Annotated in this window: 19 protein-coding genes; 8 read left to right on the top strand and 11 right to left on the bottom strand. The window is 66.8% G+C overall.

All coding sequences use genetic code 11. From position 1 onward, the window contains the following. Positions 1 to 37: 37 nt before the first annotated feature. Positions 38 to 1,228 carry a GGDEF domain-containing protein gene (locus AC07U1_RS11665; protein WP_495176406.1) on the bottom strand — a complete coding sequence of 397 codons (1,191 nt, stop codon included), beginning with the start codon at positions 1,226 to 1,228 and terminating at the stop codon, positions 38 to 40. Positions 1,229 to 1,400: 172 nt separating this feature from the next. Here AC07U1_RS11665 and AC07U1_RS11660 point away from each other — a divergent pair, with 172 nt between their 5' ends. The 7 genes from AC07U1_RS11660 (at position 1,401) to AC07U1_RS11630 (ending at position 8,144) form a co-directional block, all read left to right on the top strand. Then, positions 1,401 to 2,612: a hydrolase gene (locus AC07U1_RS11660; protein WP_495176407.1), complete on the top strand. Its 1,212-nt coding sequence runs from the start codon at positions 1,401 to 1,403 to the stop codon at positions 2,610 to 2,612. Beyond that, complete coding sequence (locus AC07U1_RS11655) at positions 2,609 to 3,610, top strand: arginine N-succinyltransferase (RefSeq protein WP_492739126.1); 1,002 nt, start codon at positions 2,609 to 2,611, stop codon at positions 3,608 to 3,610. The genes AC07U1_RS11660 and AC07U1_RS11655 overlap by 4 nt, the downstream gene beginning before the upstream one ends. Continuing rightward, complete coding sequence (locus AC07U1_RS11650) at positions 3,607 to 4,860, top strand: N-succinylarginine dihydrolase (RefSeq protein WP_495176408.1); 1,254 nt, start codon at positions 3,607 to 3,609, stop codon at positions 4,858 to 4,860. Before AC07U1_RS11655 ends, AC07U1_RS11650 begins: the two co-directional genes overlap by 4 nt. A gap of 259 nt (positions 4,861 to 5,119) precedes the next feature. Further along, positions 5,120 to 5,659, top strand: coding sequence for a phosphatase PAP2 family protein (locus tag AC07U1_RS11645; protein ID WP_495176409.1), 540 nt, complete (start codon positions 5,120 to 5,122; stop codon positions 5,657 to 5,659). 78 nt (positions 5,660 to 5,737) lie between these two features. Continuing rightward, positions 5,738 to 6,820: a helix-turn-helix transcriptional regulator gene (locus AC07U1_RS11640; RefSeq protein WP_495176410.1), complete on the top strand. Its 1,083-nt coding sequence runs from the start codon at positions 5,738 to 5,740 to the stop codon at positions 6,818 to 6,820. Between the two features lie 273 nt (positions 6,821 to 7,093). Next, entirely contained in the window at positions 7,094 to 7,342 is a 249-nt protein-coding gene (locus AC07U1_RS11635) for a hypothetical protein (RefSeq protein WP_495176411.1), read from the top strand. A 49-nt stretch (positions 7,343 to 7,391) separates the two neighbouring features. Further along, a complete protein-coding gene (locus AC07U1_RS11630; RefSeq protein ID WP_495176412.1) occupies positions 7,392 to 8,144 on the top strand; it encodes an alpha/beta fold hydrolase in 753 nt (250 codons plus the stop codon). Here AC07U1_RS11630 and AC07U1_RS11625 read toward each other — a convergent pair. Both AC07U1_RS11625 and AC07U1_RS11620 read right to left on the bottom strand, forming a co-directional pair. Further along, positions 8,098 to 9,132 carry an alpha/beta fold hydrolase gene (locus AC07U1_RS11625; protein ID WP_495176413.1) on the bottom strand — a complete coding sequence of 345 codons (1,035 nt, stop codon included), beginning with the start codon at positions 9,130 to 9,132 and terminating at the stop codon, positions 8,098 to 8,100. The two genes, AC07U1_RS11630 and AC07U1_RS11625, sit on opposite strands and share 47 nt — an antisense overlap. A gap of 364 nt (positions 9,133 to 9,496) precedes the next feature. Further along, the gene (locus tag AC07U1_RS11620) at positions 9,497 to 10,876 is read right to left on the bottom strand and encodes a DEAD/DEAH box helicase (RefSeq protein WP_056346766.1); all 1,380 of its coding nucleotides are present in this window, start codon (positions 10,874 to 10,876) and stop codon (positions 9,497 to 9,499) included. Between the two features lie 513 nt (positions 10,877 to 11,389). Here AC07U1_RS11620 and AC07U1_RS11615 point away from each other — a divergent pair. Further along, positions 11,390 to 12,862: a glycerol kinase gene (locus AC07U1_RS11615; RefSeq protein ID WP_495176414.1), complete on the top strand. Its 1,473-nt coding sequence runs from the start codon at positions 11,390 to 11,392 to the stop codon at positions 12,860 to 12,862. An 83-nt stretch (positions 12,863 to 12,945) separates the two neighbouring features. On the opposite strand, the gene rpmE is transcribed toward AC07U1_RS11615, so the two are convergent. The 8 genes from rpmE to uppS form a co-directional block, all read right to left on the bottom strand. Beyond that, positions 12,946 to 13,173, bottom strand: coding sequence for a 50S ribosomal protein L31 (gene rpmE / locus AC07U1_RS11610; protein WP_187140287.1), 228 nt, complete (start codon positions 13,171 to 13,173; stop codon positions 12,946 to 12,948). Between the two features lie 104 nt (positions 13,174 to 13,277). Then, on the bottom strand, positions 13,278 to 13,757 hold the full coding sequence (gene fabZ / locus AC07U1_RS11605) for a 3-hydroxyacyl-ACP dehydratase FabZ (protein WP_187140286.1): 480 nt from the start codon (positions 13,755 to 13,757) through the stop codon (positions 13,278 to 13,280). A 4-nt stretch (positions 13,758 to 13,761) separates the two neighbouring features. Next, positions 13,762 to 14,448 (bottom strand): OmpH family outer membrane protein, encoded by a 687-nt coding sequence (locus AC07U1_RS11600; RefSeq protein ID WP_495176415.1) that lies wholly within the window; start codon positions 14,446 to 14,448, stop codon positions 13,762 to 13,764. After that, the gene (bamA, locus tag AC07U1_RS11595; protein WP_495176416.1) at positions 14,448 to 17,129 is read right to left on the bottom strand and encodes an outer membrane protein assembly factor BamA; all 2,682 of its coding nucleotides are present in this window, start codon (positions 17,127 to 17,129) and stop codon (positions 14,448 to 14,450) included. Before bamA ends, AC07U1_RS11600 begins: the two co-directional genes overlap by 1 nt. A 71-nt stretch (positions 17,130 to 17,200) precedes the next feature. After that, on the bottom strand, positions 17,201 to 18,334 hold the full coding sequence (gene rseP, locus AC07U1_RS11590) for an RIP metalloprotease RseP (RefSeq protein ID WP_495176417.1): 1,134 nt from the start codon (positions 18,332 to 18,334) through the stop codon (positions 17,201 to 17,203). Beyond that, positions 18,327 to 19,490 (bottom strand): 1-deoxy-D-xylulose-5-phosphate reductoisomerase, encoded by a 1,164-nt coding sequence (locus tag AC07U1_RS11585; protein ID WP_495176418.1) that lies wholly within the window; start codon positions 19,488 to 19,490, stop codon positions 18,327 to 18,329. The genes rseP and AC07U1_RS11585 overlap by 8 nt, the downstream gene beginning before the upstream one ends. 1 nt (position 19,491) lies before the next feature. Next, on the bottom strand, positions 19,492 to 20,166 hold the full coding sequence (locus tag AC07U1_RS11580) for a phosphatidate cytidylyltransferase (protein WP_056346752.1): 675 nt from the start codon (positions 20,164 to 20,166) through the stop codon (positions 19,492 to 19,494). A gap of 3 nt (positions 20,167 to 20,169) precedes the next feature. Beyond that, positions 20,170 to 20,856 carry a polyprenyl diphosphate synthase gene (gene uppS / locus AC07U1_RS11575; RefSeq protein WP_495176419.1) on the bottom strand — a complete coding sequence of 229 codons (687 nt, stop codon included), beginning with the start codon at positions 20,854 to 20,856 and terminating at the stop codon, positions 20,170 to 20,172. Between the last annotated feature and the right edge of the window lie 8 nt (positions 20,857 to 20,864).

Here is a 20,864-nt window from a genome sequence, read left to right as displayed (position 1 = left end):
ACACCTTATCGTCGCGCCGGGCGCTGCGCCGCGTCTCCTAACCCGCCGCCACCCCCGCCGGCTGCATCGGTGCGAGTTCGGAGAGCATGGTACCGACACGGTTCCGCCCGCCCGCCTTGGCCCGGTAGAGCGCGGCATCGGCGCGGTGTGAAAGGGCCAGCAGGCCGTCGTGGGCCGCCAATTGCGCGACTCCGAACGACGCGGTGACGGCCCGCGTGATGCCAAGATGGGCGAATGATGTCGCGGCAAAGGCGGTGCGGACCGCTTCGGCAAGGCCCCGCGCCTCGGCGAGCGTTGCGCCGGTGACGAACACCGCGAACTCCTCGCCCCCCAGGCGGCTCACGATCGCGCCGGGCGGCATATGGTCGCGCAACAATCGGGCAAAGGCGGCGATCACGTCATCGCCCGCGGCATGGCCGAAACTGTCGTTGATCGCCTTGAAATGGTCGAGGTCGGCGGCGATCAGCACCGCGGGCTCGCCAAGCCGAAGTGCGCGGGCCAGCGCGTCTTCGGCCCGCGCATCAAACCCGCGGCGGTTGAGCAGGCCCGACAGCACGTCGGTTTCCGACCGCGCGACCATCTCCGCCGCCGTGTCGCGCATGATGACGAGCAGCAACACGAGCGCGATCGCGACGAGCAGCACGACGCTCGCGCTCTGCGAGATGGCGCCATAGGCCGAGTCCATATAGCCTTGCGGCGAGCGCGCGTTGCCGACGATCGCGGCGATCAACGGCTTGGCGAGATAGAGCAGCGCCACGCCCAGTTGCAGCGCAAGGAACAGCATGTCGAGCGGCTGGCGGCGGCGCGATCGCCACACCAGCGCGGCGAACAGCAACTGCATCGCGATATAGGGCGCCTGATAGAGGATCGACCGCAACGGCGAGCCATAGACGAGGCTGAAAACGACCGGCACCGCGAAGATGGTCAGGCTCCAGATCGCCGCCATCGCGATCCACGGCGGCGCGACGCCATAATGGCGCGCGACGCCGATCATGCAAAAGCTCTGCGAGAGCAGGAAGACCAGGAAGATGCCGACCTCGACCGGGATCGCGTCGGCCTGGGTCGTCTGCAGATATTCGAGCGCGAGATATGCGATTCCCGTCGCATAGCCGAGCGCGATCCAGCGCACGCCGCGCGCTTCGCGATTCATCGCCGCCACGACCGCGAAGGCGATCGCGAAGATGCCGATGAGCGACATGTTGGTGGAAAGGGTGAAGGCGGCTGTCATGGACCCGTGCTGCGATGATGTCGTGGTAAATAGCGCAACAGGCACGAATCTTTCGTTAACGACGCCGCTTGCGACGCGATGATGCGGCGCGCCGGATTGCCCCGGTATCACGTGAAACTATATTGCAGCGCGGGGGGTGCCAAAGCGCCGCGTCGCCCGCTATAGCGGCGCGATGACCAGCCTGACCGCCAGCGAAAGCGCCACCCTCGAACGCGCCGCCGACGCCCCGATGCTCGGACAGGTCGAGCGCTGGGCGGCGGTGAACAGCGGCACCGGCAATCTTGCCGGGCTCAAGACCGTCGCCGCCATGCTCGCCGACGCTTTTGCGGCGCTGCCCGGCGACATCCGCCTCGTCGCGCCCGATCCGGTCGAAAGCGTCGATGCGGCGGGGAATATCCGGACGACGCAGCGCGGCGACCATCTCCACCTGCGGGTGCGGCCCGCGGCGCGGGTGCAGTTGCTGCTCACCGGCCATATGGACACGGTGTTCGCCGCCGATCATCCGTTCCAGACGCTGCAATGGCGCGAGCCCGGCGTGCTCAACGGCCCCGGCACCGCCGATATGAAGGCCGGCATCTCGGTGATCCTCGCCGCGCTGACCGCGCTCGAAGCCTCGCCGCTCGCGGCGCGCGTCGGCTACGACGTAATGATCAACAGCGACGAGGAAACGGGCAGCCACGCCTCCGCCGCGCTGATCGCCGAACTGGCGAAGGGCAAGACCGCCGCGCTGACCTATGAACCCGCGCTGCCCGACGGCACGCTGGCGGGCGCGCGGCCAGGAAGCGGCAATTTTTCGGTGACCGTCCACGGGCTGTCCGCGCATGCGGGGCGCAATCCCGACGACGGACGCAACGCTTTGCTTGCCGCCGCCGACCTCGCGCTGCGGCTCGCGAAATTGAAATCGCCGACGCTCAAGGTCAATCCGGCGAAGATCGACGGCGGCGGGCCGAACAATGTCGTCCCCGACCAGGCGATCCTGCGCGTCAATATGCGCCCCTCGACCCCCGAAGCGATGATCGCCGCCGAAGTCGCCCTGCGCGATGCGGTCGCCGCGGTGTCGCGCGAGCATGACGTGCATTGCCACCTCCACGGCGGCTTCAACCGCCCGCCCAAGCCGCTCGACGCCGCGGCGACGCGCCTGTTCGAACTGGTGCGCGACTGCGGCGCGGCGCTGGGCCTGCCGCCGATCAGCTGGCATGCGACCGGCGGCGTGTGCGACGGCAACAATATCGCGGCGTGCGGCGTGCCCGTCGTCGACACCATGGGACCGCGCGGCGGCGCGATCCACTCTTCGGACGAATTTCTGATCGTCGACAGCCTGGCCGAACGGGCGCAATTGTCGGCGCTGACCATGATGAAAATAGCGGAACGGGGGACGGTGTGAATTATGTGATCCGGGCGGCCAAGCCGGGCGATTTGCAGAGCATTTACGAGATGGCAAAACTGACCGGCGGCGGCTTCACCAACCTGCCCCCCGACCGGCAGGCGCTACGCACCAAGCTCGAGCGCGCCGAGGCGAGTTTCGCGTGCGAGAAGGAATATCCGTCGGACGAGCTGTATCTGCTCGTGCTAGAGGACCTCGACAGCGGCGAGGTGCGCGGCACCTGCCAGATTTTCGGACAGGTCGGCCAGCGCTGGCCCTTCTACTCCTATCGCATCGGCACCGACAGCAAGCATAGCGAGCAGCTCGGCCGCACCTTTCATGCACAGGTGCTGATGCTCAGCAACGACCTTAACGGCGCGAGCGAGGTCGGCGGACTGTTCCTCCACCCCGCGGCGCGCGCTGGCGGGCTCGGGCTGCTGCTCGCACGCTCGCGCTATCTGTTCATCGCGCGGCACCGCGCGCGCTTTGGCGACCGCATCCTCGCCGAGTTGCGCGGGGTGATCGACGAGGCGGGCGGATCGCCCTTCTGGGACGGGGTCGCGGGCAAATTCTTCGGGATGAGTTTTCAGGAAGCCGACCAGTTCAACGCGGTCCATGGCAACCAGTTCATCGCCGACCTGATGCCCAAGCATCCGGTCTATATCGCGATGCTGAACGACCATGCCCGCAGCGTCATCGGGGTGCCGCACCCCAGCGGCCGCGCGGCGATGCGGATGCTGGAAAATGAGAATTTCGCCTATGAAAATTACGTCGACATCTTCGACGGCGGCCCGACGATGACCGCGCGCACCGACCAGGTCGCGAGCATCAAGGACGCGCGGCACGGCACGGTGACGGCGGTTGCCGAAGGCGGCGCCGATGCGCTGGTCGCGACCGGGCGGCTCGCCGATTTCCGCTGCTGTTTCGGCAAGGTCGGCGATGGCGACACGCTCGACGGCGCGGCGGCGAAGCTGTTGGGTGTGAGCGAGGGCGACGACATCAGCTGGATCGGGCGTTGATGCTTACCGAAATCAATTTCGACGGGATCATCGGCCCGACGCATAATTATGCGGGGCTGAGCCGCGGCAATATCGCGTCGGCGTCGAACGCCGGCGACGTGTCGCAGCCGCGCGCCGCGGCGCTGCAGGGCATCGACAAGATGCGCCACAATCTGGCGCTCGGCTTGCCGCAAGGCTTCTTCACCCCGCTCGACCGTCCCGATGCGCCATGGCTGGAGGTGCTGGGGACGACGCTCGAGAGTGCCGAGCCGCATCTGCGCGCGCAGGCCTGGTCGGCGTCGTCGATGTGGGCAGCGAACGCCGCGACGGTCTCCCCCGCGCCCGACAGCGACGACGGCAAATGCCATCTGACCGTCGCCAACCTCGTCACCATGCCGCACCGCAGCCACGAGTGGCAGGGCACGCTGAAGCAGCTCAGGGTGGCTTTCGCCGACCCCGCCTTTGCGGTGCACGGCCCCGTCCCCGCCCCCTTCGGCGACGAGGGCGCGGCGAACCATATGCGGCTGTGCGACGGCCACGGCTCTGCCGGGGTCGAGATCTTCGTCTATGGCGTCGGTGGCGGGCGCTATCCGGCGCGCCAGCACCTCGACGCGTCGAAGGCGATCGCGCGGCACCACCGGCTCGATCCCGAACGCACCCTCTTCATCCGCCAGTCGGACACCGCGATCCAGGGCGGCGCCTTCCACAACGACGTCGTCGCGGTGGCGAACGAGCGGGTGCTATTCACCCACGAGACCGCCTTCCACGACCGCGAGGCGGCGCACGCCGAAATCCGGGCCGCCTTCCCCGCGGTCGAGATCGTCGAGGTGCCTGCCGAGGCGGTGAGCCTGCCCGACGCGATCAAATCCTATCTGTTCAACGCCCAGCTCGTTTCACTGCCCGACGGCGGCGGCATGGGGCTCGTCCTGCCGACCGAGGCGCAGGACACCGCATCGGTGTGGAACTGGCTCGAAGCGCATGTCGCGGGCAACGGACCCATCCGCAAGCTGCTGCCGGTCAACGTCCGCCAGTCGATGGCCAATGGCGGTGGCCCCGCGTGCCTGCGGCTGCGCGTCGTCGCCGACCCGGCGACGGTCGATCCGCGCTTCATGGCCGATGCCGGCAAACTCGACCGGATTTCCGAGATCGTGGCCCGGCATTGGCCGGAGGCGATTGCAGCGGCCGATCTCGCTTCGGCGGGTCTGATCGCGGACGTACGCCGTGCGCGCGCGGCGTTGCTGGAGGCGCTGGAGCTGAGCGAGCTGGCCTGAGCTGGCCGGACGGCCGGACAACCCGGGCCGGCACCTGACCCTCGCGGCGCCGTGACGGCATAGGACTCCCGCTTATGCCGGTCCCTTTGAGCGTCTGCTTATGGGCATGATCCGGTCGCGGCCCTAGCCTTTGAGCGGCGGGTCTGCCGTCGTCGAATTGCGCCGCGCGGTGCTCCGCCGTTCCTGTGCGTCGCTGTCGCATACGCGCTCCGGGCCGACAGCGATTCGACCCTTTTGGCCGCCGGTCGGGAGAGATGTCGTGCGTAGATCGCTGATCGTTCTTGGTGGCGCCACGGCGCTGGCGTTTGCCCCCTCCGCTCACGCGAGCGACAAGGGATGGAATGATGCCGGATCGCTCGCGCGCGACGCGCTCGTCGTCGCGGCCTTTGGGGTGCCGGCGGCGCAGGGCGACTGGGACGGCGTCCTGCAAGCCGGGGGAAGCGTCGGCGTGGCCGGGGGCCTGTCCTATGGGCTGAAGGAGGCTTTTCCCGAACGCCGCCCCGACGGCAGCGACAACAAGAGCTTCCCGTCCGGACATACCTCGATTTCCTTCGCCGCGGCGGCGACACTGCAGAATCGCTACGGCTGGAAGGTCGGCGTTCCCGCGCAGCTGGTCGCGGCCTTCGTCGGATTGAGCCGCGTCGAGGCGGAGAAGCATCATGTGCACGACGTACTCGTCGGCGCCGCCATCGGCGAAGCCGCGGGTTTCCTGATCACCCGCAAGGCGAACGACCGCGTCCAGATATTGCCCTGGGGCGGCACCAAAAGCGGCGGTATCGCGATGACGATGCGCTTCTGAAGACCCGCGCCGTCGCGACGCGCTTGCATTCCACCGTCAAAGTCCGACTATGGCGACAATTCGCCGGGGGGCTTTTCGATGCAAGACGATCTGATCGACCGCATCTACGAATGTTCGGTGGTGCCCGAGGCGTGGCCCGCCGTGCTTGACGATGTCGCGGCGCTTGCCGGGTCGACCGGCGGGTTGCTGTTTTCGGCGCGCAAGGCGCTGAACTGGACGGCGTCGGCGCGCGTCGCCGATGCGTTCGACGCCTATGTCCACGACGGCTGGTTCGGCAAATGCAGCCGCCGCGTCTGCCTGATGAGCCAGGAGGCGCCGTCCTTCTTCGTCGAATATGATTTCTGGAGCGAAGAGGAGCTGAGCGCCGATCCGGTATATCGCGACTTTTTTCGCCCGCGCGGGCTCGGCTGGTCGGCGGGGACCGGGCTGCAGCTGCCGACCGGCGACAATATCGTGTTCAGCGTCGAGCGCGCGTTCGACGGCGGACCGATCGAGCCCGAGAATGTCGCGCGGCTGAACGGGCTCCGCCCGCATATCGCGCGCAGCGCGCTGGTCAGCGCGCGATTGCAGCTGAAGCGCGCCGAGGGGGCGACCGAGGCGCTGGCGGCGCTGCGCCTGCCCGCGCTGCTGCTCCACGCGAACGGCGACGTCGCCGAGGCGAGCCCGCTGGCCGAGGACCTCGGCGGCCATCTGGTCTGGGGCGCGATGGGGCGGTTGCGGCTGGCCGACAAACAGGCCGACACGATGCTGGCCGAGGCGCTCGCGGCGCTGGACAGCGATGCCGGCGACCGGGTGCGATCCTTTCCGATTCGCGATTTCGCGGGCGATCCCGAACTGGTCGCGCATGTCGTCCCGGTACGGCGCAGCGCGCACGATGTGTTCGGCGATTCCTATGCGTTGCTGCTGCTGATCCCGGTCGCGTCGGAACGCGCGCCGTCGGCGACGCTGATGAAGTCGCTGTTCGACCTGACCCCGTCCGAGGCCCGCGTCGCGAGGGGCATCGCGGGAGGCGAGACCCCCGAGGCGATCGCCGCCGACGGCGACGTCGCGATCAGCACCGTGCGCACCCAGCTGCGCCGGGTCCTCGAAAAGACCGGCTGTGCGCGGCAGGCCGACCTGGCGTCGCTGCTGGCGCGGATCGGGGCGACGGCGCCGGGCTGAATATTTCGCTCCATCCTCCATATGGAGGATGCGGGGCGGCTCCGGGGTAGCGATAAGGTGCGCAACTGCCGGCCCTTCTGCGACCCTGGGTTGTCAGTCAGCGGCACCCTTGCAGCGATGCGGGGGTGCCGCTTTGCGTTTCGGCGATGCGTTTTGGGACAATCTTTCCCCGCCCTTCCCTCGCTTGTCGGATTAACTTACAGTTTACCATAAGTCCGTCGCGCCGAATCCCCGATTTGCGCCACTGGCACGGCTCTTGCTGGATAGATGGTGATGCTGAAAAAAATCGGACGCCTGTTCGTCATCAAAACCAAGCTCGAGGCTTGCCTCATCATCTACGCGCTCGGGGTCGGGGCGATGGCGCGCGGGATGATCTATCTCCACGAATATCCGGGGTTCGGCGGCAAATTGCTGCTCGCCGCGTGCAGCGGGTCGGTGTTCCTCGCCGGCGCCAAGATTTTCGATTGCCTGCGTTACGAGCGCGCCGAGAAGGCGGCCGCCCCCGCCCACCAGCCGGGCTGAGGTGCGCGCGGACTTTCGCGCGTCACCAAAAGCTGCCAAGGCTGGGGCCATGAGCAGGATCAGCGGCGCCCCCACCCTCAGCATGGAACATGTGTACGGCCTGACGCTGCGCGTCGCGCGCTGGCGCGTCGGCGCGGGCGAGACGCCCTTGCTGTTCCTCAACGGGATCGGCGCCGATATCGCCGCGGCGGCACCGCTGCTGGCGCAGCTTCACGACCGCGAGGTCTGGACGCTCGACATGCCGGGTGTCGGCGGGTCGCCCGACGCGCTGCTGCCTTATGGCGCCCCGACGATGGCCGCGGTCCTGATCGAGATCGCCGATCGCTTCGGTCACAAGACGATCGACATCGCCGGCTTCAGCTGGGGTGGTGCCATGGCGCAGCAGGTCGCGGTGCAATTCCCCGGTCGCATCCGGCGGATGGTACTGATGGCGACGACCCCGGCCGTGTCGGCGCCGGGCATCGGCTGGGCGGCGCTGCTCGACGACGACATGCTGGCGAGCGGGCTCAAGCTGCCGACCGCGACCCCGCTCGGCCTCGCCTATCAGAGCATGGCGATGGCGGGCTGGACGAGCGCGGCGATGCTGCCGACGCTAAAGAGCATCCCGACATTGGTGCTGATGGGCGAGCAGGACGGGGTCGTACCGGCGTGCCACGGCCAGTTGATCGCCGAACTGATCGACGGCGCGCTGCTCGAAGTGGTGCAGGGGTCGCACATGTTCCCCTTTACCCATGCGGCGAAGATCGCCGGACGGATCAGCGACTTTCTGGACGCGCCGGCGGGGCAACAAGCCGCCGCTTGAGGAAATCGGCGATCGCCGCGGCGGTTTCGTCGGGCGCTTCCTCCATCGGCAGATGGCCGATGCCATCGAGCAACACGACCTCCGAACCCGGCAAACGTTCGTGGAAACTCTGCGCCGCGCTCGGATTGATCAGCCGGTCCTCCTTGCCGAACAGGATCAGCGTCGGCGCCTTGATGTCGCCGATCCGGTCCGCCATCGCAGGCTCGCGGTCGAGGGTCGCGCGCAGCGACGTCGCCTCGCGGTTGCCGGGGAAACGCAGCAACTCCCAATAGCGGTCGATCATCGCATCATCGACGATGGCCTGCTTCGACACCGACCCGCGCAGCGATTCCTCGACCAGCGAACGCGGGGTGATCTGGGTCGCGAGCCAGCGTCCCGAACGATATTGCAGGATGCGGAAACCGATGTTCGACGGCGGGCGCTTCTCCCCCGCGCGCAGCGGCATACCGGCGGCGTCGAGCAGCAGCAGCGCGTCGACATGCTCGGGATGACCCAGCGCATAGCGCCAGGCGACCCAACCGCCCATCGAATTGCCGCCGAGGATGAAATGGTCGAGTTCGAGCTTGGCCGCGACGACGTCGACCGCCGCCATCATGCCGCTTGCGCCATAATCCTTGTCGGGGGTGCCGCCGGTCAGGCCGTGTCCGGGCAGGTCGAGGGTGACGATGCGGTAATCGGCGCCGAGGCGCTTCACCAGCGGCTCCCACGTCTGGAGGCTGGCGTTCGATCCGTGGAGCAGGACGATGACCGGACCGTCGCGCTTTCCCTGATCGCGGTAATGGATGGCCTGACCCGCCGGACCGGCGGCGAAGGTCGCGTTGGGACCGCCATATTTGGCGATCATCTCGGCGCGGTCGGTGTCGGGGGTGCGCAGCGCGAGGAAGGCGATGACGATCACGAGCAGCAGCCCGAGCGGAATCAGCACCCGCTTGCGCCGCATCATGTGCCGCCGCGGCGGCGGTGCTTCATAGTCGTCGTCGTCGATCATCGCGGTCCCCCACCCTGACCCACGACGACCCTAGACCCTGTTTCAGGCATATGGAAGCGCGTGACGGAGCCGATTTTGACGCGAGGCGAGGCGCGAGGAGGGAGCGATGGTTTTCCATCGTGACCGAGGAGCAACGACGTCCTCGCGTAAAAATCGGCCCGCCGCCGGAGGCGGTCGTCCAGCGAGCCGCGCTGGGCGCGTCGCGTCGCTGGCACGGGCCCACCGGCCCGCCCTGCGCAACGCTCCTCCCCAGCACAGCTCGCTGGACGATCACGTCGCTCCCATATGCCTGAAACAGGGTCTGGCGCACCGGGGGCCGCCGTCAATGCGCCACGCGGGCGCACCAATCGGCGGCCGGTCCCGATCAGTTGACGCGGGTTACCGCGCCCTTGTGTGCGCCGACGCTCTTGTTGCGCGGGCGGAAGCGGCGCTTGCGCTGGCCTTCGGCGCCCTCGCCCGCCGCACCGTCGCGGCGCGGGCCACGATCGCCGCCGGGCTTGGCGCCGCCGCGACCGCGCATCGCATCCTGGCGCTGGCGGCCCGGATCACGGCCCTGGCTGCCGGTGTCGCGCGGACCCGCGACGGGCTTGGGCAGGTTGCGCACCAGCTCGTTGAAATTCTCGGGCAGCGGCATCGGCTCGGATTTGCTCCGCGTGACGCGCTCGATATCGCGCATATACGGCCGCTCATCGGGGGCGATGAAGCTGATCGCCTTGCCTTCGGCACCGGCGCGCGCGGTGCGGCCGATGCGGTGGACATATTGTTCGGGCACGTTCGGGATCTCGAAGTTGATCACATGGCTGACGCCCGACACGTCGATGCCGCGCGCGGCAATGTCGGTCGCGACGAGCAGCTTGATGTCGCCCGAGCGGAAGGCCTGCAGCGCATGGGTGCGCTGCGACTGGCTCTTGTTGCCATGGATCGCCATCGCCTTGATGCCCGCGCCCGCCAGATGACGCACGACGCGGTCGGCGCCATGCTTGGTGCGGGTGAAGATCAACGCGCGGTCGATATCCTCGCTGGCGACGACCGCGTGGAGCAGCGCCTGCTTTTCCTTCTGTTCGACGAAGGTCGCATATTGGCTGATCTTTTCGACCGTGGTCGCCGCCGGGGTCACCGACACCGTCACCGGATCCTCGAGGAACTGTTCGGCGAGGTGCGCGATTTCCTTGGGCATCGTTGCCGAGAAGAAGAGGTTCTGGCGGCGCGAGGGCAGCAGCTTGGCGACGCGGCGCAGCGAGTGGATGAAGCCCATGTCCATCATCTGGTCGGCTTCGTCGAGCACGAAGATTTCGACATCGTCGAGGCGCAGCGCGCGCTGGTCGATCAGGTCGAGCAGGCGGCCCGGGGTGGCGACGAGGATGTCGACGCCGCCCGACAGGTCACGGATCTGCTTGTTGATCGGCACACCGCCGAACACGGTCGAGACGGTCAGCTTGGTGAAGCGGCCATAGTCACGGCAGCTCTGCGCGATCTGCGCCGCGAGTTCGCGCGTCGGCGCGAGCACGAGCATCCGGCAGCCGCGCGGGGTCGGGCGGTGCGGATAGGTCAAAAGATGGTGGATCGAGGGCAGCGAGAAACCGGCGGTCTTGCCGGTGCCGGTCTGCGCGATGCCGCACAGATCGCGGCCCTTCATCAGCGGCGGGATCGCCTGGACCTGGATCGGGGTGGGAACGGTATAATCCTTGGCGGCAAGCGCACGGTTGATGTCGGCGTGCAGGCCAAAGTCGTTAAAAGTCGTCATAAAATACTCACTATGGGCGACGCGCAGGCGCATCCGTTCGCATCGAACGGACGGCGCACGGGCCGCGGGTTCGAAACGACCCGCGTGAAAGGGTGCCTCTGGGGACAAAGCGCTGGTCCGGCTCGTCCCGCGCCTGAAAACGGGCGGGAAAATCACGCTGCCGGGTGTTGCGGCGGGATATCCCGCCATGCTGCGCTGCACAACATATGGCATGGGTTGCGCGGTTTTGCAAGATAATTGCGTTTCCGTTGTGCAGTGTTCGGGGTCGGCGAGAAAAGAGATTCGCGCAGAGGCGCAGAGAACGCAGAGATTTTGTTCGCGCGGAGACGCGGAGGGGCGGAGAGACGAAGAGGGAAAATTGGCGGCTTTGCCGCCTTTTGCTCTTCTTCCTCTGCGATCTCTGCGCCTCTGCGCGAATATTCTTCTTCGCGCCTCCGCGTGAACCCTATTCCTGCCCTTGTTCTAAACCGCCCCCTTTGGCAGGTTCACCGTCAAAGCTTTGGGGGAAACCGGTTGGCTGAAAAGATCATCGTCATCGACGAAGGCACGACCTCGACCCGCACGATGTTGTTCGCCGCCGACGGCACCCCGCTGGGCAGCGCGCAGCGCGAGTTTCGCCAGCATTATCCCGGACCCGGCCTCGTCGAACATGACGCCGCCGAAATCTGGGAGGCGACGCTCGCCTGTACGCGGGCGATGATCAAGAAAGCGGGCGGCGCCGACCGCATCGCCGCGATCGGCATCACCAACCAGCGCGAAACCATCGTTTTCTGGGACCGCACGACCGGCGAGCCGCTGGCGCCCGCGATCGTGTGGCAGGACCGGCGCACCGCGGCCGATTGCGCGGCGCTGAAGGACGCCGGGCATGAAGCCACCGTACAGGCAAAGACCGGACTGCTGCTCGATCCCTATTTTTCGGGCAGCAAGATCGGCTGGGCGCTCAAAAACTGGCCGCAATTGAAGGACGCCGGCGACCGGCTCGCGGTGGGGACGATCGAATCCTATCTGGTCTTTCGGCTGACCGGCGGGGTGCATGTCAGCGATGCGAGCAACGCGTCGCGCACGCTGTTGATGGACATCAACGGCAGCGGCGGCTGGGACGCGGACTTGTGCGACCTGCTCGGTGTGCCGATGAACCTGCTCCCCGAGATCACCGGATGCACGGCAAGCGTCGGCACCACCGATCCGGCGCTGTTCGGCGGCGCGATTCCGATCTGCGGCATGGCGGGCGACCAACAGGCGGCGACGATCGGCCAGGCATGCCTGTCGCCGGGGCAGACCAAGGCGACCTTCGGCACCGGCGCCTTCATCCTGTCGGCGAGCGGTACGACGCGCCCGCAATCGAACAACCGCCTGCTCGCAACCGTGCTGGTGCAGGAAGGCGATAGACGCAGCTATGCGCTCGAAGGCTCGGTGTTCGTCGCCGGCAGCCTGATCAAATGGCTACGCGACGGACTCGGCCTGCTCGCCAATGCGGGGGAGAGCGAGGGGCTGGCGCGATCGGTCGCCGACAATGGCGGGGTCTATCTGGTCCCTGCCCTCACCGGGCTTGGCGCGCCGCACTGGCGCCCCGACGCGCTCGCCGCGATATCGGGGCTGAACTTTGCAAGCACCAAGGCGCATGTCGCGCGCGCCGCGCTGGAGGCGCAGGCGTATCAGGCGCATGATTTGAAATCGGCCTTCGCCGCCGACGGGGTCGACTGGGCCGACCTCCGCATCGACGGCGGCATGGCGGCGAACGACTGGATGGCGCAGGACCTGGCCGACATGCTCGACCTGACCGTCGAGCGCCCCGATTTCGTCGAGAGCACCGCGCTGGGCGCGGCGATGCTCGCGGCGACCGGCGCGGGGCTTTATCCTGACCTGGCGAGCGCCGCCAAGGCGATGCGCGGCACCGCGACGCGCTTCACCCCGGCACTCGCCGCCGACAAACGCAAAACGCGCCTTGCCGGGTGGCAAAGCGCGCTTGCAAAGGTTCTATCTTAACGTCGCCCCCGCGAAGGCGGGGGCCGCTGTCGATGCAGCGCAAGGTTACCAGCGGCCCCCGCCTTCGCGGGGGCGACGCCTGATCAGCGCTTGAGGGTAAGACCGCCGAAGCGCTTGTTGAACTTGGCGACCTGGCCCGCAGCGTCGAGCATGCGGCCGCTGCCGCCGGTCCACGCCGGGTGCGCGGTGGGGTCGATTTCGAGCGTCATCGTGTCGCCCTCTTTGCCCCAGGTCGAGCGCGTCTGATATTCGGTGCCATCGGTCATCTTGACCGTGATCATGTGGTACGCGGGATGAATGTCTTTTTTCATATCGGGCTCCTGCGCCGCTGGTTACCGACCAGCGGCTGAGTCTGTGCATCCGGGGACGCGAAGCGGCGTCCCCTAACGGCGAACGGGCGATTTGGCAAGGGTGGTCAGTCGGCGGGCGGATCGGCGATCATCGCGGTGAACTGGCATTCGGTCGCAAGGCTGTCGCCAAGCATCGCCCGCCCCTCGAACTTGCAGATGTTGCGCTTCGCCTGAAGGATCGTGACATGAAGGTCGAGCAGGCAACCGGGTTCGACCGGTTTCCGGAACTTCACGCCGTCGATCCCCATGAAATAGACGAGCTTGCCGGTACCGGCGAGGCCGAGCGATTCGATCGCCAGCACGCCGCCGGCCTGCGCCAGCGCCTCGACGATGAGGACGCCGGGCATGATCGGCCGACCGGGAAAATGCCCCTGGAAAAAGGGCTCGTTCATCGTCACCGCCTTGACCGCGTGGATGGAGGTGTCGGGCACCATCGAAACCACCCGGTCGACGAGCAGCATCGGATAACGATGCGGCAGCAGCGCCAGGATCCGGCGGATATCCGCCGGTCCCTTTGCGCCGTCCGTCTTTTCCCCGTCCGCCACGATCTTAGCGGGTGGTCGGCGCAGTGCCGGCCGGGGCCGGCGCGGCCGCACCCGGCTGGGCGGCGCGGGCGGCGTCCATCAGCTGCTGGTTGCGCTGCTGGACAAGCTGGCCCGGCTGGTAACCGGCCGGCACCGCGGTCGAGACGGCGGGCAGGATGCGGTTGAGTTCGGTCACCACCGCTTCGGTGATGTCGACATTGTTTTCGCGCGCGATCACGGCGTCGGGGTTGAGCAGCAGATCGACCTTCTTGGCGGTCATCGCGGCCTTGATCGCCTCGTTCATGCGAACGCTGATCTGGTCCTCGACATAAGCGATGGCGAGGTCGACCGGGGCGCCGATCTGGCTGAGTTCGGTCTGCGCGGCCTGGCGCTTGTCCTGCACCGCCTTGGCGGCGGCCTGCAGCGCGGCCTGGTTCGGCGTCGGCTTTTTCGACTCTTCGCTATATTTGGCGACGAGGACGTTGACTTCGGCCTGCAGCGTCTGGGCGCGCGTGTTCTGATTGTCGATCACGGCCTTGTAGGTCGTTTCGATCTGCCCGCTGGCGGTGGTGAAGGCGGTCGAACGCGCGGCGGCGACGCGGACGTCGGCGACGGCAACGCCCTTGGCCTGTGCGAATGCCGGCGCGGCGATCATGGGCGAAACCGACAGCGTGGCGATCGCCAGTGCCGATGCGACAAGGATTTTCTTCATTAGAATTGGGTTCCTACGTTGAATGAGAAGCGTTTGGTGTCATCACCCTCTTCTTTGCGAAGGGCGTAAGCGAAGTCGATCCGGAAGGGACCGAAAGGAGAGTTCCAGTTGACGCCCGCACCGACCGAGACGCGCGGCATCCAGCTGTCGCCGAAGAAGCGCTCTTCGAACGGCGCAAGGTTGGAGGTCGTACCGGTCGGGCAGAAGACATAGGCGGTGCCGACGGCCCCGCCCTCCGGATTGACATTCGACCCGAAGGTCGGCGGCGCACCGGTCGTGCCGTTGCGACAGAGGTTCTTGGCGAGGCCGTCAGCCGGATCGATGAACGTCGCCAGCGTCGTCAAGGTCGGGCGCTTCACGCCGAACACCGAACCGACGTCGAGGAAGACCGACGGCCGCAGCCCCAGTTCCTTGGCGCCCGTGCCGAGCGGAATATCGACCTCAAGCCGGCCCTGATAATAAGCGCGGCCACCCAGCGCATCGTCGATCTGTCCACGGTTGGTGGTGTCGGTGACCACCTTGGGGTTGGCCGGATCGGTATTGTCGACCGAATAGCGAATGACGCGGGGGCCGACGCCGCGGATGTCGAAACCGCGCATCTGCGGTTCGCCGAGGAAGAAGCGGTCGGTCAGGCGGACCTTGTCGCTGGTCGCGGTCGGCGCGCTGCCGAACGGATAGATATACCCGCCTTCGGCCGAGACATTGAGGATGAAGCGGCTGCCAAGGTTGAAATGCTTCGACGCGTTGGCGCGGGTGCGGACATATTTGACGCTGCCGCCGAGGCCCGCGAAATCCTGGCTGATCGACAGCGACTGGCCGCGCGTCGGGCGAATGCGGTTGTCGCGGTCGTCATAGGCCAGCGTGAAGCCGAGCAGCGAGGTCGTGCGCTTGCCGATCGCGTCGCACAGATACCGGCCCGCAACCAGCGGATCGCACTCGTCGCCGAAATAATAGAGGGTCTTGTCGAGCGTCACATCGTCGAAGTTGAGGCTGTAGCGGCCGAACGCCGACAGATATTCGGTCAGCGGCACACCGACGGTGACCTGCGCGCCGGTCGTGACCTGCTGGAAGGTCGTGCGGCGGTCGTTGTTGATGAAGTTGAACGAGTTCAGGTCGCGGCGATAGACGCTGCCGCCGATCGAGATGTTGCGGTCGAACAGATAGGGTTCGGTGAAGCCCAGTTCGATCGATTTCGAATAGCTCGAATAGTTGACCGACGCCTGCAACTGCTGGCCAAGGCCGCGGAAGTTGCGCTGGCGGATCGAAGCCTGGAGCAGGAAATTCTCGATCGACGAGAAACCCGCCGACAGCGACAATTCGCCGGTCGGCTTTTCCTCGACATTGGTTTCCAGGATGATGCGGTCGGGGGCGCTGCCCTCCTTGCGCTCGATCTCCAGATTTTCCTGGAAATACCCCAGGCTGTTGATGCGGTTTTCGGTGCGCTTGACGCCGAAGCTGTTGAAGGCATCGCCCTCGTTCAGGCGGAATTCGCGGCGAACCACCTTGTCCTGGGTCAGCGTGTTGCCGTTGACGTCGATGCGTTCCACGTAGGTACGCGGGCTTTCGGCGACGTTGAAGCTGATCGCCATCGTCCGCGTTTCGGGATCGCGGCGGAAATCAGGATTGATGTCGGCAAAGGCGTAGCCGAACAGGCCCGCGGTCTCGCTCAGGCTTTCGACCGTGTCCTCGACCAGCTTGGCGTCGTACCAGTCGCCTTCCTTCATCGGCAGCAGCGTCTTCAGCGTTTCCGGACGGAAATCGCGCAATTCGCTTTCGACGTTCACCGGGCCGAATTTATAGCGCTCGCCCTCTTCCACCACATAGGTGATGATGAAGTCCTGCTTGTTGCTCGTCAGCTCGGCGACCGCCGAAATGACGCGGAAATCGGCATAGCCGTTCGACAGATAGAACAGGCGCAGCTTCTGCTGATCATAAGCCAGACGATCGGGGTCATAGCTGGTATTGGACGACAAAATGGTCAGCAGGCCCGATTCCTTAGTCGCCATCTCGCTCTTGAGATCGCCGTCGCTGAATTTCTCGTTGCCGATGATGTTGATCTGGCGGACCTTCGATTTCGGTCCTTCGTTGATTTCGAACACCACATCGACGCGGTTCTGGTCGAGCGACACCATCTTGGGCTCGACGGTCGCGGCGAAGCGGCCCTGGCGCTTGTAGAGTTCGATGATCCGCGCGACGTCGGCGCGGACCTTGGAGCGGGTGAAGATCTGGCGCGGCGAGAGCTTGATCTCGGGCCGGATCTTGTCTTCCTTGAGGCGCTTGTTGCCCTCGAGGATCACGCGGTTGATCACCGGGTTCTCGGCGACCTGGATCGTCAGCGCGCCATTGTCGTCGCTGATCTGGAAATCCTTGAACAATTCGGTCGAGGCCAGGTCTTTCAGCGCCTGGTCGAGCATCGCGCGGTCATAGGTCTGGCCGACGCGCAGGCGCAGGTACGACAGGATCGTCTGCGCCTCCAGCCGCTGGTTGCCGGTGACGGTGATCGAACGGACCGTCGTGGCGGCCGGAACCGCCTCGGTCGAAGGGGCGGGAACGGTCGACGCCGGGACGGTCGGAGGCGGCACCGGTTGCGCGAACGCTGGCCCCGCCAGCATCGTGCCGGCAAGGAGGAGCGTCGTCAGCTGCGTCCGCGCCGAAAATTTGTGTGAAGCCACGCTGTTCATCCCGCAAAAATAACTCAAAAGCGACGAACCCGCTTGCCCACGGGTCGGCGCGCACTCCTGCACCAGTCCGCCTATCCAATCAAGCGCGCGATCCCGTCCCACAGGCCGAATGAGGCCAAATCATTGAAAGTCACGACCAGCATGAGCGTGACGATGGCCGCGAAGCCGAATCGGAACGCCCATTCCTGTGCCGCCGCCGGTGCCGGGCGCCGCCGGATCGCTTCATACGCATAGAAAAGCAGATGTCCGCCATCGAGCATGGGCAATGGCAACAGGTTGATGAACCCCAGATTGATGGACACCAGCGCGATCAGGAAGATGAACGAGTCCGGACCGAGCGTCGCGGCCTCGCCCGACACCTTCGCGATGCCGAGCGGACCGCTCATATCCTTGATCGAGCGGTTGCCGGTGAGGAACTGGATGAGGACGTCGCCGGTCTGGCTGATGATCTGGCCGGTCTGGCGCACCGCCACGACCGGCGCTTCGCTCAGCGGGACGGTCTGAAAAACGCGTTCGCCCCGCTGCTCGATGCCAATGATCGCCATCTTCACATCGTTGCCGAACGAGTCCTTCGCCTTGTACAGCCGCGGCGTCAGACGCAGCGTCCGCTCGGTCCCCGCGCGGTCGAGCCGGACGTCGATCGCCTCGCCCGGCCGGTGCGCGACCGCCATCGTGATATCCATGAAGACCTCGATCGGGCGCCCGTCGATCGACAGGATGCGGTCGCCCGTGCGTATACCCGCGGCTTCGGCGGGCGACCCCGCGACGATGCCGCCGGCGATCGGCGGCGTCGTGGGCGTGCCGACGAACGCCGCGAAGCCGGCGAGGATCAGGATCGCGAACAGGAAATTGGTGACGGGTCCGGCGAGGACGATCAGCGCGCGTTTCCACACCGGCTGGGCGGGAAAGGTGTGCGCGCGTTCGGTGTCGGACAGCTTCTGCCAGTCGGCGTCGGGCTGGCTGACCGCATCGCGATCCCCCGCGAACTGGACATAGCCGCCGAGCGGCAGCCAGCCGATCTTCCAATCGGTCCCACGCTTGTCGGTCCAGCCGAGGATTTTGCGCCCGAAACCGATCGAGAAGGTATCGGACTTCACCCCGCACCAGCGACCGACGATATAATGGCCATATTCGTGAACGAAGACGAGCGGGCCGAGCACCGCGAGGAACGCAACGATATAAAGCCAATATGGCACGTTAGACATGTTCGAACTGATCCACAAAATGCTGCGCGGCGGCGCGGGATGCGGCGTCGACGCTGAATATGTCCTGAAGCGCGGTCGGCGCGGCGGGCGCGGAGGCATCGAGCACGCGCCGCACCGTGTCGACGATCGCCGGGAAGGAGATGCGACCGGCGAGGAAAGCGGCGACCGCCACCTCGTTCGCGGCGTTGAGCTGTGCCGGGCGCGCGCCGCCCTCGGCGATCGCGGCGCGGCACAGCGCGGTCGCGGGGAAACGCGTCTCGTCGGGCGCCTCGAAATCGAGCCGGGCAATGGTCGCAAGATCGAGCGGCGCGCAGGGCGTCGCCATGCGGTCGGGCCAGGCGAGTGCGCTGCTGATCGGGATCCGCATGTCGGGCGAGCCGAGCTGCGCCAGCGTCGAACAGTCGATATATTCGACGAGGCTGTGGATCACCGACTGCGGATGAACGAGGATTTCGATGCGGTCGAGCCCGACCGGGAACAGATGATGCGCCTCGATCAGTTCGAGGCCCTTGTTCATCATCGTCGCCGAATCGACGCTGATCTTGGCGCCCATCGACCAATTGGGATGCGCGACCGCCTGCGCCGGAGTGACGCGCGCCATGTCGGCGGCGCTCATCGTGCGGAACGGCCCGCCGCTCGCGGTCAGGATGATCCGGCGTACCTGGTCGATGCGGCCGCCGGCGAGGCACTGGAAGATCGCATTATGCTCGCTATCGACCGGCAGGATCGGCGCGCCCGACGCGCGCGCGGCGGCGGTCATCAGTTCGCCCGCCGACACCAGGGATTCCTTGTTGGCGAGCGCGACCGGGGTGCCCGCTGCGAGCGCCGCCATCGTCGGGGCGAGTCCCGCGCAGCCGACGATCGCCGCCATCACGAGGTCGGTGGGCGCGGTCGCCGCCGCGACCAGCGCCTCGGCCCCGGCGGCGACTTCGACCCCCGTGCCGGCGAGCGCATCGCGCAGGTCGGTGTAACGTGCCTCGTCGGCGATCACCGCCAGTTCGGGGCGAAACTCCCTCGCGAGCTTCGCCAGCTCGGCGACGTCGCTGTTTGCGGTCAGTACGCCGATGGTCCACGCCTCGCCGTCGCGGCGCACCAGATCGAGGGTCGATTGCCCGACCGATCCCGTCGCGCCGAACAGCGAGAGGCGGCGTGTCATATCAGTGCGCCGTTCGCACGATGATATCGCCGGCAAAGGCCAGCGCGCCAAGGATCAACGCGACCGGCAACAGCCCGTCGACACGGTCGAAGACGCCGCCATGGCCGGGAATCAGCTTGCCCGAATCCTTGACCCCGGCGCGGCGCTTCATCCAGCTCTGGCCGAGGTCGCCGAGTTGCGCGATCAGGCCCATGACGAGGCCGATCCACAGCGGCACCCCGATGATGCCCGCGCGGTCACCGAGCGTTGCGCCCGCGACGAGCGCCGCAATCATACCGCCGAACAGCCCCGACCAGGTCTTCGACGGGCTGATTTTGGGCGCGAGCCGCGCGCCGCCAAAGGCGCGCCCGGCGAAATAGGCGCCGATGTCGGTCGCCCAGACCATCGCGAAAACCCACAGCGCGGCGGTCATGCCGAGCGTGTCGCGGATAAACCATAGCCCGCCGACCGCCCCGATCGTCAGCACGGGGCCGAGGACCATCAAGCCGGTCTTGGCACCAGTGCCCAGCGTCATCGCGCGCACCAGTGCGAACCATTCGACCAACAGCAGCGCTGCCCCGACGAGCAGCAGCAGCGCAAAGGCAATCCCGCCGAACCACAGCGCCGCGCCCGCGATGGCGACCAGGATGACCGCCGACCCCGCGCGTACCATCAGGTCCGATTTCCCTGCCGCCATGCCCTATAATCCCCCGTAACGGCGTTCGCGCCGCGCAAAATGGTCGAGCGCCGCCTGAAGGTCGGCGGGCTTGAAATCCGGCCACAGCCGATCGGTGAAATAGAGTTCGGCATAGGCCGCCTGCCAGAGCAGGAAGTTCGACAGCCGCACCTCGCCCGAGGTGCGGATGAGCAGGTCGAGCGGCGGCATGTCGGCGGTGTCGAGATGCGCCTCGATCGCTTCCGCGGTGATCGCACCGTCGGCGGCTGCGGCGGTCGCGGCCCGCACCAGTTCGTCCTGCGCGCCATAGTTGAGCGCGACCGCAAGCGTCGTGCGCTTGTTGCCCGCGGTGCGGTCGAGCGCATTTTCGATCAGCGCGACGACGTCGGGCGCCAGCGCCCGCCAGTCGCCGATGACCTTGAGCTTCACATCGTTGGCGGCGAATTCGTCGAGGTCGCTGATGATGAAGCGCTTCATCAGCCCCATCAGGTCGGACACCTCGTCCTCGGGGCGCTTCCAGTTTTCCGACGAGAAGGCGTAGAGGGTCAGCGCCTCCAGCCCCATGTCGCCCGCCGCGCGCACGATCGTGCGCACCGCCTCGACCCCCGCACGGTGCCCCGCGACGCGCGGCAGCAGCCGCTTCTTCGCCCAGCGACCATTGCCGTCCATGATGATGGCGACATGGCGCGCGCCGTGGTTCTGAATCGTCACAAAAACCT

The sequence above is a fragment of the Sphingopyxis sp. GW821-FHT02C12 genome (genome assembly GCF_059421785.1).
Note: the sequence above shows the minus strand (reverse complement) of the source record. Positions and strands in the feature narration are given on the sequence as shown.